Genomic DNA, 14,107 nt, shown 5'->3' on the forward strand with positions numbered 1-14,107 from the left:
GTGTATAGTAGATTAGAATGTATGTTTATCTTGGATAGTTTGATGTGCCACACTGTAACTGCGATACGGTATGAGCCATATCGGTGGCGTGCTCGATGGCACCGCTCACAGCGATGCCGTCAATGTCTTCCTTGCTTAAGAGCGTCTCAGCATCTTCTGGCTGTATGCCTCCGATAGCTACGATCAGAGGAGTGGTGTAGCTGCGATCCGTCTCTTGAACTTGCTGAGCGATCTGCGAGATCCCCTCTAAGCCCAGGATAGGAGCGAGGAGAGCCTTGGTCTGTGTGTCTCGATAGGGACCCACACCGATGTAGTCAATGTTGGCTGCCAAGGCACGGGGTAGGTCGTCACGGCTATTGACCGTATAGCCGATGATGTACTTATTGCCTAGGGTGCGCCGCGCCTCTTGCGGAGGGCAGTCGCGCTTGCCGAGGTGGACCCCGTCAGCGTCTACAGCGATGGTGGCGATGATGTCGTCGTTGATGAGTAAGCAGGCGTTGTAGCGGTCGGTCAGCGTGCGCAGGCGCAAGCCCATCTCGATGCGCTCTTCGGTGGTCGCCTCCTTGAGTCGTAGCTGCACCCAGCGCCCGCCCGCCTCAAGGTATTGCGATACCTTATTATATAGTCTGTCGGGGTCTGACTCGTTGGTCACATACTGTAGGGCAAAGTGTGCGTACAGATGCTGCTTCTTCCGATCCTCTCTAAATATCTTGGGACAGAGTAGCTGTCGCCCAGGACGGTTTGGTTGCCCCGCAAAGATAGTGGTGAGGTAGTGACAAGCCCGCTGCACAGAGTTTACGAGGCTGTACTCCATAGCCCAGTAGCTGGCGATCGCTGCGGAGAGCATACAGCCAGTGCCGTGGATTGACTTGTCATAGCGATGCGTATAGAAGGGATAGATGCCGTCACGGGTGATCAGTTGGTTGACCACAAGATGTGGCGAAGTGGTATCGTGTCCACCCTTTAGGAGGATAGCCACGCCGTGCTCCTGAGCGATGCGCTGGAGCTCTGTGGGATCGTCTGTACCGAAGAGCGCCTGAGTCTCAGGCTTGTTGGGTGTGACGAGGCTCACCTCATGCAATAGGGTTGCGAGCTTGTCCTGCTCTTCTGTCCAAAGGTGGGGCTGCGTCTCCTCGGCGGCTGTGGGCTGGAGGATAGGGTCCCAAATGATTCGCTTGACGCCTAGCGCCTTCATCTGCGCAACGATCTGCACCGCCTGCTGCAAGTTCTGCCCCATACCGATCTTAGCCACGGTGACGGGGTGGTCGGTGAGAAGCGTTGTTAGTGATGTCTGAAGTTGGTCGGACGGTGTAGCGGTAGCGCAGACGAAGCGACGTAGGCTCTGTGCCGTGAGCGTAGAGATAACGCTGTAGCACTGCACGCTCAGATCATTTGCGATGCGGGTGTCTACACCGATACCAGCTCCCGATGTAGGATCGTGACCCGCAACGGTCAGGATGGCGGGCGTTTGGTACTGATCCAGACGCTCTTGTCGTCGTTCCTGCGGCTGCGACCAGATGTCTCCCAGTACCGCGACCCCAGCGTAGCCCGCCTTTGCGACGGTCTCTTGCCGCTCGGGGGTGATGCCCCCAAGAGCGTAGACGGGGTAAGGGAGCTTGAGCAATTCCTCCCGACAAGAGAGTAAGGCGGAGTTGCCCTGATAGCCCTCCTTGCTAATGCTATCAAAGAGCGGGCTGAGCAAGGCGTAGTCTGGTGTGAAAGGTAGCTCCTGTAGCTCTTGAAGCGAATGCGCACCGACCGCTATCGTCTGGTGAGGAGCGAGAGGAATATCCCTCCACTCCGCCACACGACGATAGGGTAGGTAGACGCCCGCCACGTCATACTCCGCCAGTAGCGCATAGTGATCACACAGCACGATATGCTGGTGATAGGCGGGCTCTAGACTGTCTAAGACCTTTCTAAAGTCTGTCTCAGAAGCTCCCGGTATGCGCAGGTGTACCTTACAGATACAGTTGCTCGCCACATCAATGATATCGCTAGCTAAGCCTTCGATATACTGACGTTCGGGCGGTGTGATGACGATCATGGGGCGACTGGACGGTTAATGATTACTTGTCATCCTCAATGCGCTTCTGCAGCTGACGACTAGCACGCATCGAGCAGAAGTGCTCGCCACACATCGAGCAGAAGTGTGCCTCCTTGTGCCCCTCAGCGGGTAGTGTCTCGTCGTGATACTGCAGTGCTGTCTCGCTGTCGAGTGCTAGGTGGAACTGATCCTTCCAGCGGAACTCATAGCGTGCCTTGCTCATAGCGTAGTCACGGTAGTAAGCGCCTGGGTGTCCCTTGGCGAGGTCGGCAGCGTGGGCTGCTAGCTTGAAGGTGACGACACCCTCCTTGACATCGTCCTTGTTGGGCAGACCTAGGTGCTCCTTGCGGGTCACGTAGCAGAGCATCGCTGTGCCACGCCACGCAATCATAGCACCACCTATGGCACTAGTTATGTGGTCATAGCCTGGGGCAATGTCGGTGACCAACGGCCCGAGCGTGTAGAAAGGAGCTTCGTTGCAAAGGTCTAGCTGCAAGTCCATATTCTCCTTGATGCGCTGCATAGGTACGTGACCAGGACCCTCGATGAGGACCTGCACGCAATGCTTGTCCGCAATGCGAGATAGTTCGCCCAGCGTACGTAGCTCGGCAAACTGCGCCTCATCGTTGGCGTCAGCGATAGAGCCAGGACGCAAGCCGTCACCGATACTGATACCTACGTCGTAGCGAGCGCAGATCTGACAGATCTCGTCAAAGTGCTCGTAGAGGAAGCTCTCCTGCTTGTGCGTCGTACACCAGTTCGCCATGATGGCACCGCCACGAGAGACGATACCGGTGAGGCGCTTCATCGTTAGCGGAACGAACTGCCAGCGTAAGCCGGCGTGGATGGTGAAGTAGTCGACACCCTGCTCCGCCTGCTCGATGAGCGTGTCTCGGTAGAGCTCCCAGGTGAGCTTGTCTGCCTGTCCCTTGACCTTTTCCAAAGCTTGGTATAGAGGCACGGTGCCTACAGGTACTGGCGAGTTGCGAATGATCCACTCTCTCGTCTCGTGGATATTGCGTCCTGTGGAGAGATCCATGATGGTGTCAGCACCCCAGCGGATAGCCCAGACCGCCTTCTCGACTTCCTCTTGGATAGAGGAGGTGATGGGCGAGTTGCCAATGTTGGCATTGATCTTGACGAGGAAGTTGCGTCCGATGATCATCGGCTCGCTCTCCGGGTGGTTGATGTTGTTGGGGAGGATAGCTCGTCCAGCAGCGATCTCGTCACGAACGAACTCAGGGGTGATGCGCTCAGGAATATTAGCTCCAAAGCTCTCGCCTGGATGCTGCGGGTACTGCTCTCGGATCTCGTCCATGAGCTGATTCTCACGGATAGCGACATACTCCATCTCGGGGGTGATGATCCCCTGACGAGCATAGTATAGCTGCGTGACAGGATGCTCCTCGGTGCCTATGAGCGGCTGATCATTGAGATGGGCAAAGCGCAGATGATCTAGCGAAGCGTCTTGTCTCCGCTTGCGACCATACTCCGAGCTCTGCTCTTTCAGTCTCGTCGTGTCGCCACGCTCCTCGATCCACTGCTGGCGTATCTTAGGTAGCCCTTGGTGCGGATCGACATGATAGTCGGGATCGGTGTAGGGTCCCGAGGTGTCGTAGACTACGACCGAGCCGTTGTTGTGTCGTACACCCTCCTCGTCGATGGTGTCAGAGAGTGTGATGCGACGCATCGGCACGCGAATGTCGGGGCGAGAGCCAGTGACATATATCTTAGTAGAGCCAGGGAGTGGACCCTGAGAGATGTTTAGATTGTCCGTTTGATCTTTTTGCTTCATAGAGTAAAGAGATTAAGTGTGATTGATAAAGGTTCGTAAGAGTCAGTAGGATGCATTAACCACCCATCGCTGCGGTAATGATCGTGACGGCATCACCCTCACAGAGCTGGTGCGTAGCCCAAGCATCACGTGGTATGACACGATGATTGACCGCTAGTGCCGTGTGGTCGAGCGTAGCGACGACAGGCGATATCGCCTCTAGAAGCGAGATACCTGCAGGCAGGTCGTGTGGAGTCTTATTGATCGTTACTTGCATAAGCCATATAAAAAGAAAAAGAGCCTACATACCTTCATCAGTCTAGTATGTAAAACTCTTAGTGTGTACTGCCAAGTCCAAGAGGCTTGACAAGTAGGGTGTCCCAGTATGAGAGTCTGCACGATCAGCGTGTAGTCGTTCTCTTTGCCTACGCCAGTATTATCTGGATCAGGTCGAGGGTCTCATCTCAGCCACCATGCAGTCGCACCGTGGCACCCCTAAGAGTCACCTGCAAAGGTAATGAAAAATATCAGAGTAGCCAACCCTCCTGCAACTCCTCGATCGGGAGGAAGGTGTTACACGCCGAGTGGTTGTTGGTCTTCTCTTGCAACAACGCCCTCCCCACGCTAACTCTTATCTAGGAGTCTCTATAGAGCGCGGACGTCGTTCGTGCTCTTCGTATCGTGCTGATTTCGTTATATATGCGAGTTCCAAAAGTCGTTCCCCTTTTGGAACTAAAAAGTTCCAAGGGAGGAACTCTTTAGTTCCAGCGGAGGAATTTTTTAGTTCCAAGGGAGGAACTTTTTGATTCCTAGGTAGGAAAACTCTCCTCCTGACGAAGAGAGCATGAAAAAGTCACGCCCAGGAGTGCGGTCGCTCCTAGGCGTGACTAAGACAAAGTAAACTAGATGCGGGTTGCTACTCCGTGCGGGTTACTCCTGCATCAGTGCCTCTATATCGACCTCTGGCTTGGCGCTGGTACGCTGCCTAGCGTGGAAGGCTTTGTAGAGAGCTGGCACGACAATCAGCGTCAGCAACGTGGAGAGCGCCATACCGCCGATGATGACCCACGCCATACCGGTGCGTAGCTCAGCACCCGAGCCGCGTGAGAGCGCTACGGGGAGCATACCGATGATGGTCGACAGTGCCGTCATGAGGATCGGTCGTGTACGAAGCTTGACCGCCTGAATGAGCGCTTCGTCTACGGGCAAGCCCTCGCCACGAGCTTCGTTGGCAAAGTCCACCAGTAGGATCGCATTCTTAGCAACGAGACCGATCAGCATCACCATGCCGAGCATAGCGTAGATGCTCATGGCGGTATTGCTCATAGCTAAGGCGAGAAGAGCCCCCACGATAGATAGCGGGATAGCGATCATGACGACGAGCGGGTCTGTCCAGTTGTTGTACAGCAAGACGAGAGCTAGGTAGATAAAGAGTAGAGAGAGCAGGATGGCAGTGGTGAGGACGCTCATCGAGTCTGACATTTTCTTCATATCTCCAGCGGTCTGTATCTGTACGCCTTGGGGCATCTGCTCCTCGCTGAGCTGGCTCATAAACTGCTTGGCGATAGCGCCTGCTGGCACGCCGTAGGCTTGTGCGCGCAGGGTCACCGAGCTGTTGCGGTTGAAGCGCTCCAAGCGACTAGGCCCGATGCCGAGCGTGACATCGGCAAACTGCGACAACTGTATCAGGTCGCCTTGTGGATTGGCAACGGTGAGACTTGCCACATCTTCGATAGAGCGACGAGAGGCCTTGTCGGCACGTATATTTATCGCATACTCGTAGTCTCCCTGCGTGTAGCGGAGCTGGTCATTGCCCTGGAAGAGGGTCTGCATCATACCCCCCACGTTGTCTAGCGTTAGCCCCAGATTGGACATCTTGTCGCGATCCACCCGCACGAGAATCTCGGGGGTAGCGTTTTCGACCGAAAGGGTAGGCTGTATGACTCCAGGCACGGAGCTCAGGAGCGCCAGAGCCTTGTCCGCATAGCGAGCCACGGAGTCCTTGTCCGCACCTGAGATGATGTACTCGACAGCCGCCTTGGAGACGGTACCAGTCATGCTCACACTATAGACATTGACACGCGCATCGACGAGGTAGTCGGTCAGAGGCTTGCGGATACGAGCCACGTAGGCTTCAGTACCTTCGGGTGTCTTCCGGAGCTTGACATCTAGCTCAGCAAGGTAGGGGGAGCCTTTGTTGCTCTGGCTGTTGTCACTTGTTAGTCCGACCATGGTCACCACCTTCTCCACCTCGGGGCGCTGCATGAGCCAGTTCTCAGCTTTGCGCACGAGCTGGTTAGACTCAGCCATAGAGATGTCCTTAGGCATTTCGAGCTGTATGATACACTCCTGGCGGTCCATGTAGGGCTGGAACTCAAAGTTGATAAAGCCCAAGGGGAAGAGCATCAGCACCGCAGCCATCAGCACGACAACGATGCCTGCTAAAGCCCAGCGATGGCTTAGACCCCAGCGTGTGAGTGACGAAATACCATTGGCAAAGCGACTGATGCCCCGCTCGAAGCCCGTGAGCATACGACCCAGCGGACGATCGTCACGTAGCGGCTGTATGTTGCCCAGCCTAGAGGTGAGCAGAGGCACCAAGGTGAGGGCAGCGAGCAGGCTGAAGAGGATGGAGATGACGATGACTCCGCAGAACTGACGCAAGATGTCCGAGACCAGCGAATTGGTAAAGATGATCGGTAGGAAGACCACCACGAGGACGAGGGTCACAGAGACGACGGTGAGACCGATCTCGTTGAGCGCGTCCCAAGTGGCTCGGACACGGTTCTTGCCCATCTCCATATGGCGGTAGACATTCTCGATGACCACGATAGCATCATCGACGAGGACGCCGATGACTAGCGAGAGGGCTAGGAGCGACATCATATTGAGCGTGAAGCCGAAGATGCGCATCCCGATGAAGGAAGAGATGAGTGAGACCGGCACGACGACCATCACGATGAGCGCATTGCGCACGTTGTGCAGGAAGAGTAGTATCACGAGCGATACGAGTAGGATCGCTAGGAGGAGGTCGGTCAGCACGGAGCTGATGGCATTGCGTGTGAAGGTTGTTGTATCTTGCGCTACCTCCACTTTGAGCCCCTCAGAGGCGTACTGCTCCTCAAGGTTTTGGATCTGCTTACCGACAGCTTCGCTCACCTGGAGTGCATTGGCATCGGACTGCTTGAGTATGTTGAGCAGGATCGCCTCCTGACCATTGACACGTCCCATCTTGACGGGATCTTTGACTCCGTCTACCACCTCAGCGACATCCTCTAGACGTATAGGTGTCCCAGAGACGTTGCGCAGGATGAGTCGGCGTAGCTCCTCGATAGAGGTGATCTTGCCCGAGAGACGTACGGCCATCTGCGTCAGGTCGCTCTGCAGGTAACCCGTCGGGAAGTCGAGGTTGGACGCTCTGATGGCTCCCTGCACCATCATCGGTGTGATGCCGAAGTCCTGCATGCGCCCCTTGTCTAGGTTGATCTGTATCTCACGCTCTACGCCGCCGACGAGGTCTACATTGGCGATACCCTTGATGTGCGATAGCTCGGGGACGATACGCTTGTCGACAAGGTCATAAAGCTCTGTGGAGCCGATGTCGGCTCTGGCGGAGAGTATCAGGATAGGCTTCTCGTCTACCGACACCTTAGAGATACGAGGAGCAAAAACTTCACGAGGTAGCTCGGCACGCTTGGCGGCGAGACGGTTTTGCGCCTCGGTCATAGCCTTGTCTATGTCGGTGCCAAAGTCAAAGGAGACCATAATCATCGACATACCCTCGAAAGAGTAGGACTGCATCTGGTCGATACCCTCCATGCTGGAGAGCACCTCCTCGGCCTTTTGCGTTAGCGAGTTCTCCACCTCGCTAGGCGAAGCGCCTGGGTAGATGATCTGTACGTTGAGCAGAGGCGGTGTAAACTTAGGCATCAGCTCTGCACTCAAGCTCTTGAAGCTCAAGTACCCCAGCACGGTCAGCAGTATGAAGAGTACTGTGACGTAGATGGGTCGTTGGATAGATAACTTTACGATTCTCATGCTGTCGTCCGCTAAGTCACTCGTTGATAGTCTTGACGGGAAGTCCGTCCGATACATTGATGAGTCCGGCTACGATGACGCTGTCGCCAGCTTGTAGTCCGCTCAGCACCTCGATGCGGTCACCGATGAGAGAGCCAGCGGTGATCGCTTTTTGTTTAGCCTCGCCCTGCTCTACGACATAAACGTGTGCATCCTTGACGCTGCCGACGATAGCGCGGCGGGGTATCAAGATGCCGTGTGTCTCCTGCTGACTGCCGAAGGATACGGAGACATACATACCAGGGCGAAGCCCTTCGGCGCTTTGCTTGTCTAGCGTCACATCCACGGGGAAGGCGAGCGCATGGTTTGCCTTGTCACCTACCATTGAAATCTTACCCGTGATCGTCTGACCTGGATAAAGCTCACTCTCCACGGTGACCGTCTGCCCCTTGGTAAGCTGCAAACGCTGGCGCTCGGTTACGAAGCAGCTAGCCTTGAGCTGGGAGTCATCGACGATGTCAAAGAGCTTCGTGCCTGGGTTGACATAGCTACCGACCTCTACGTAGCGCTTGTAGATCTGTCCTGAGATAGGCGCCTTGATAGAGGCATCAGTAAGGCGACTGCGGCTAGATATATATCGCCCCTGGGCTGCAACCATCTGTGTGTGCATCGTCGAGAGCTGCTGGTCGGTCACACCACCCTGATCGTGCGCTTGCTGGAAGCGCTCGTAGTCCTTTTTAGCCGCTTCGTAAGCCACACGACTAGCCTCGGCATCGGCTCGAAGTGTCTCGGCATCGAGCTGTATGAGGAGCTTGCCCTTGGATACATGGTCGCCCTCGTCGGCATAGAGCGAGACGATGCGTCCGCCGAGGCTAGAGACGAAGGATAGATCTTGTACACCCTCCACGAGCCCATTGGCAGTGAAGTCTGCGGTATAGTCGCTCTCGCTGACTACCTCTGTGCGTACAGCCACGGCCGACTCCTCAGCGAGGAGGGCTTGTGTCTTGGCGGTGGTGGATTTCTTGTTCAGTACTAGGACTAGTACGATGAGTCCGATAGCTAGTACGATGGTTATCGGTAGATAGACTTTTCGTTTCATAACTAGATAAGTGTGATGCTATTGAGTTGTTCTGTTATTCCATAAGGTCTCTGATCTCTCCTTTGCTCTTCTTGAGATCTATGTAGGCTTTGATATAGTCTCCGAGGGCGCTGGCGTAAGACATCTGCGCCTGTACGAGCGACTGACTCGCATTGAGCACATCTGAGAGCGAAGCTACACCGAGGGTGAAGTTTTGCTGTGCTAGGTCGAAGACCTGTGCTGCGAGGGCTTGGTTTTCCTTTTGCAGTGAGATCGTCCGCTGTGTGTCTTGTAGCTTGAGCGAAGCGTTGAGATGTGCCATGCGGAGCGACTGGTCGAGAGAGCGCAGATCCTCCTGCGCTTTAAGGAGATCCATATGACTCTCGCGCACCTTGGAGAGACGAGATAGACCGCTAAAGATAGGCACCCGCAGGCTCAGCCCCAGCATCGCTGTCGGGTAACTGTACTGTGTATTGCCACCGCCAAAGAGCTTGTCGCTCATGTAGTTGTACTGAGCATTGAAGGCGAGAGATAGGGTAGGGATGTAGTCATATCGCTTAGAGCGCTCCTGTAGCTGCGCCATCTTCTCACGCTCTTGTAGTTGCTGGTAGGCGATATGCTGCGCGGGGTCAAAGGTTGCTGCGCCACTCTCGGCGATCTCCTGCTGAGCTAGTAGATCTAGGTCTAGCGGAGCTATCACGATCGGCTCTGTGACCTCTAGTCCCATCTGTAGCTTGAGGAGGTTCTTCTGCACCTCCAGACCACTCTCGATGGCAGCTTGCTGTGTCTTGAGGTTGGTCAGGTTGACCTTGAGACGATCCACGTCTACCTTCTTGATCAGACCACTGGAGTAGCTAGCCTCCATCGTGCGGAGCATCTTGTCCACGAGCTCTACACTATGCTCCATCTGCTCGGCCGCATACTGTGTGACCTGAGCTCCATAATATAGTGTCGCTGTCTGTGCGATCACATCCTCCTCGGTCGAGGTCGCAGCTAGTGTCGCCATACGCTCAGAGACCTTGGCAATGTCGAGCGTGTTAAAGAGCGACATGTTCAGTATCTGCTGATTGACAGCAACTCCAGCGTTGGCACTGTACTGCGTGCCCATCTCGATGGTCATATACTGAGAAGCGTTGGGGTCGCGCATTTTCTCGGGGAGCATATTGTTCATAAAGTTCGGCATGATGAACTTAGCCTTCTTTACGTTGTCATTTAGCGCAGCTGACCCACTGATCTGAGGCATTAAAGCTCCGATTACCTCTTTGCGAGCTTGCTTAGCTTTTTCCTGATCATAGGACGACTTCTTGACATTACTGTTGTGCTGCACAGCATAGTTGAGGCATTGCTGTAGCGAGTAGCTCTCCTGAGCATAGCCTGAGGATACAAGCAGGAGCAGGCTGATGAGGAGCAGCCCGGTGCGACGATTAGATCTTATCATGATTGTGGTGTATAAACTAATTTCCTTGTGTCGAGACGATAGCTCGTAAGTGATACTGCAGTATGGAGGCAAAGTAGCTCCCCGAGGGCAACGGCTTGCTGCGAATCACCGCCTGTATGTAAAAGCCAAATATCGAGTAAGACATATACTCACACACGAAGGGGATGTCTAGATCGGCTCTATAGAGACCCGCCTGGACGCCACGCTGCAGATTGGCTGTCATCTTCTCGCTGAAGTAATGAGACCCCATGACATGCTCCAGCATCGCCTGGTCGGGATTGCTACGCATCAGGTCGGAGAAGAAGACGGGGTTGAGCGTTACGAAGAGCTCGTCTAGCTGTGCGAAGCATCTCGTCAAGCTCTCTATGGCGCTCACCTCCTCGTCATCGAGTATCGAGAGTACACGCTGGAAGTCTCCTGCGATAGCGTGCACGCACTCCTTGAGTAGCTCCTCCTTGGAGCTGAAGTTATTGTAGAGGGTCTTCTTTGTGATCCCCATCTTGGTAGCCATCTCATCGAGCGATAGCCTGAAGCCCTCTTGCTTGAGTATGCTGATCGCCTTAGCTACATACTTATCCTTGCGACTATTTGTATTCATACTGGCCATATTTAATGTGCTTGCGTCTATAACTAGCACTGTTTCGTCTTATATTACGACGCAAAGGTACACTTTTTCTATTACAAAAGTGTAATACGTGTAGTTTATTCCAAGATATTTGCTGAAAAAGAGGAAAGACAGTCGGACAAGATCGTCCTTTCAAGTGACGAAAAGCTAGTATTAAAGCGCATCTAGGAAGAAAAAAGGAATTTCCACGGAGGAATTCGAAAATCCTCACGTGGAAAAAGAAAAATCCCCACGTGGAGGCGAAATAAAACTTCGGAGGAATCAAATGAAACTTCGGAGGAAATGATTCGCGCCCACGTGGAAAATAAAAAATAGCCACGTGGAGAATTGAGATTTTCCACGTGGCTATTTCTATTAGAGGTGTACTGGTGATAGAGTAACCCGCTTTGCGCGGTTCTCCTTAGCTACTCTGTCAAGAGGGCTCTCTGCTAGTCACCGATTATTGTCAAGGGGACTTGCCCCTGTCTAGATATTAAGTCGCAACTACTTGTGATCACTCACGAGTCATAAGCTTGTAGGTGATGCCGTTTAGTAGCAGTATGTAGCATTTGCTCGGCTCAAGTGTGAGCTGGCTCATAGCAGGGTAATCACCGTGAGCCACCATCGTACCATCTACTGTGTAGAGTGTCAGAGAACTATGACCTGTAAGGGTCAACTTGACTCCATCAATTGTGTAGGCAGGCGTTGTGACGACATCTTGCAGTGATGTGATTTGGCTTACCTTGACATTGTCTACCTGATAGGTTGTGGTTCGCTTGCTTTGAGAGCTATCATCGCCTTTGTACTCGAAGAGGATGAAGCTATTGCTGATGCCCTTAGGCAAGACGATAGTCTCTGTGGTAAAGTTGTCAGCATATCCCTGCTCAGGCTCCGTGGCGGTGAATGTCTTAAGCTCCTTAGTCAATTGTCCCTGAGCATCGTAGAGGCAGACTTTGAGGGTTGCACCATTGCAGAATCCGCTCTTGAGGTCAAACTGCAGCTTGTACTCCTTGGCAGCGTCTATCGCTACAAGAGGCGTAATAAGTCCTACGGTCAGTTGCTCTCCACTCTTAAATGCTGAGAACTGGGCATACTGATTACTGTTGTACTCCTTGATAATCCATTGGCGAGTACCGACTAGTGCCTGTGAACTCCACCCCTCGGGTAAGGAGCCCGACTCAAAGTCCTCATTGAGAGAGATAGGTGTTGCCGTTGTGTCAAAGTGGTAGGAGGCTGGGGTCGGATCATCGTCATCATCGCCCTCGTTGCCCTCTACGGTAGCTAGTACAGGAATCGCGAGAGATGCCTCGCCACTCTTCACTAGGATCTTGGTCGTAAACGATCCCGACTTCTTAGCATCAAAGGCGATTGTTATATCTCCACCCTCCTTGGGTAGGGTCGTGGGGCTGATGGTAAAGCCTTCATCACCCTCTAGCGATATAGTCATATCCTCGCTTAAGTCCTCTCCAGTGAGTGAGATCTGATACTCATCTCTCTCTCCAACGAGAAACTCTCCAAAGTCCACACGAGACTCACTCGCCTTGATGCTACCCGATGAGGGCTGGTCGCTCTCAGCATACACCTTGACATTGTCTAGTCGATAAGCGGTCGTGCGTTTTAGGCTTTTGTCGTCACTGTCCAGCCCCCTGTACAAGAAGGTGATAAAGCTATCATCACAGCCTGAGGGTAACAAGATCTCCATTGGAGTGAAGTCATCCCTCCACAGTACATTGTCGGTGTGGGAGAGTGTCGTGAGCTCCTTGACAACCTTGCCCGCCTTGTCTAAAAGTAGGACAGATAGCTCAGCTCCATTGGCAAAGCCCCAGTTGTAGTCGAAGGATAGCGTGTAGCTCTTTGTCGGATCCATATCGATCAGAGGTGTCGTTACGGCCGTCTCGACCTCTACACCTAGACCAAAGGGATTGATCTGTAGGAACATATTATTGTTGTAATCTCGAACCTCCCACGCTACACGACCTTTGAGAGGAATCTGACTCCACCCCTTGGGTAGATTGTAGCCAGAGTCGTCCCATCCGTATGGCTCAAAGTCCTCATCGAGAGCTTGCGGGGTCATAGTGACGTTCACATTGTAGGGATTAGAGGGGTCCAAACCGCGTCCGTAGAGCATAATCCCCTCATAAAGATCTCCAGCCGTTGCGGAGAGAGAGGCTGAGTGACTGCCGCCCTCTGTGGGATGATAAGTGATGACCAGCTCACCACCCTCCTTAGGTAGGGTGGTGGTGCTCAGGGTAAATACTTTGCTGCTGTCAGTGAGTGAGAGCTGTATGTCCTCAGGGAGGTTGCGTCCGAGGAAGGTGATGGTGTAGGTGTGATCCTCATTGATCGCACGACTATAGAAATCGTAGCTACTTACGGAGGCGGTGAGCTCTTGCTCAGCGTTGGCAGGCTCTATGACGATGTCATCGATCTCGTAGGTCGTGGTCATGATAGGTCCTTGCGTGTTGTCGTCATTGCCGATGTACTCAAAGCATATATAGCCTGGCTTTGTCGTGTCAGGTAGGTAGAGTGTGTGCTCATCCCAAAAGGGAGCCCAGTCTGGATGACTTTCTTTGATGAACTCCTCGAGGACTTGTACCACATTGCCATTGCGATCGAGTAGTTTCGTCACGAGCTTTGCTCCATTGGCATAGCCTGTATGACTCCAGAAGTTTAGCTGATAGCCCCGCCCCTCATTCGCAGGGAACTCAATCAGAGGGGATACGAAAGCTGTGGTACACTTGCTCCCCGATTGGTAAGCTGTCATACGTAGAGCCGTATTCTCGTCAAAGGTCTTAAGGACCCACTGGCGTGATCCCTCTAGAGATACATTGAGCCAGTCAGTAGGGAGTTGCCCATCTTCGAAGTCTAGGTCTATCGTCGTGCAGGCGATAGGGGTGGCTGTCGGATCTACTCCGTAGGGATTGCTCTGAGCGTGTGAGGAGCTCAGTAGTCCTAGGAGTAGTAAGGTGAAGAGGTAAAGTCTTTGTCTCATAGTAAAGTGAAAATGTTTATGATGATCAGGCTTGATGATGCGCAGTCTCTAGCTAGAGCGCACCACAAGGTACTGCCCACTAGAGCAGTTGCGGAGACAAAGGTATGCTGATGATGTGAAGGGTATGTTACTATGGGTGCAATCTAGTACTAAGGAT

At 53.5% G+C, this 14,107-nt stretch carries 8 protein-coding genes and 1 riboswitch; all 8 genes read right to left on the minus strand.

What is annotated here, in order from left to right; genetic code table 11:
* Positions 1 to 25: 25 nt before the first annotated feature.
* The 8 genes from thiE to PORAS_RS05015 all read right to left on the minus strand — a co-directional run bounded on the left by thiE (position 26) and on the right by PORAS_RS05015 (position 13,950).
* Positions 26 to 2,047 (minus strand): thiamine phosphate synthase, encoded by a 2,022-nt coding sequence (gene thiE, locus PORAS_RS04980; RefSeq protein ID WP_013760414.1) that lies wholly within the window; start codon positions 2,045 to 2,047, stop codon positions 26 to 28.
* Between the two features lie 22 nt (positions 2,048 to 2,069).
* Complete coding sequence (thiC, locus tag PORAS_RS04985) at positions 2,070 to 3,842, minus strand: phosphomethylpyrimidine synthase ThiC (protein ID WP_013760415.1); 1,773 nt, start codon at positions 3,840 to 3,842, stop codon at positions 2,070 to 2,072.
* Positions 3,843 to 3,897: 55 nt separating this feature from the next.
* Positions 3,898 to 4,098, minus strand: a complete 201-nt coding sequence (gene thiS, locus PORAS_RS04990) for a sulfur carrier protein ThiS (RefSeq protein WP_004331952.1) — start codon at positions 4,096 to 4,098, stop codon at positions 3,898 to 3,900.
* 128 nt (positions 4,099 to 4,226) lie between these two features.
* Positions 4,227 to 4,328: riboswitch (TPP riboswitch) on the minus strand.
* A 423-nt stretch (positions 4,329 to 4,751) separates the two neighbouring features.
* The gene (locus tag PORAS_RS04995; protein WP_013760416.1) at positions 4,752 to 7,859 is read right to left on the minus strand and encodes an efflux RND transporter permease subunit; all 3,108 of its coding nucleotides are present in this window, start codon (positions 7,857 to 7,859) and stop codon (positions 4,752 to 4,754) included.
* A 16-nt stretch (positions 7,860 to 7,875) separates the two neighbouring features.
* Positions 7,876 to 8,937, minus strand: coding sequence for an efflux RND transporter periplasmic adaptor subunit (locus PORAS_RS05000; protein WP_013760417.1), 1,062 nt, complete (start codon positions 8,935 to 8,937; stop codon positions 7,876 to 7,878).
* A 34-nt stretch (positions 8,938 to 8,971) separates the two neighbouring features.
* Positions 8,972 to 10,354 carry a TolC family protein gene (locus PORAS_RS05005; RefSeq protein ID WP_013760418.1) on the minus strand — a complete coding sequence of 461 codons (1,383 nt, stop codon included), beginning with the start codon at positions 10,352 to 10,354 and terminating at the stop codon, positions 8,972 to 8,974.
* Between the two features lie 16 nt (positions 10,355 to 10,370).
* Complete coding sequence (locus PORAS_RS05010; protein ID WP_013760419.1) at positions 10,371 to 10,952, minus strand: TetR/AcrR family transcriptional regulator; 582 nt, start codon at positions 10,950 to 10,952, stop codon at positions 10,371 to 10,373.
* Positions 10,953 to 11,472: 520 nt separating this feature from the next.
* Positions 11,473 to 13,950, minus strand: a complete 2,478-nt coding sequence (locus tag PORAS_RS05015; protein ID WP_013760420.1) for a choice-of-anchor J domain-containing protein — start codon at positions 13,948 to 13,950, stop codon at positions 11,473 to 11,475.
* Positions 13,951 to 14,107: the final 157 nt, after the last annotated feature.

Source organism: Porphyromonas asaccharolytica DSM 20707 (assembly GCF_000212375.1).
Classification (GTDB): Bacteria; Bacteroidota; Bacteroidia; order Bacteroidales; family Porphyromonadaceae; genus Porphyromonas; species Porphyromonas asaccharolytica.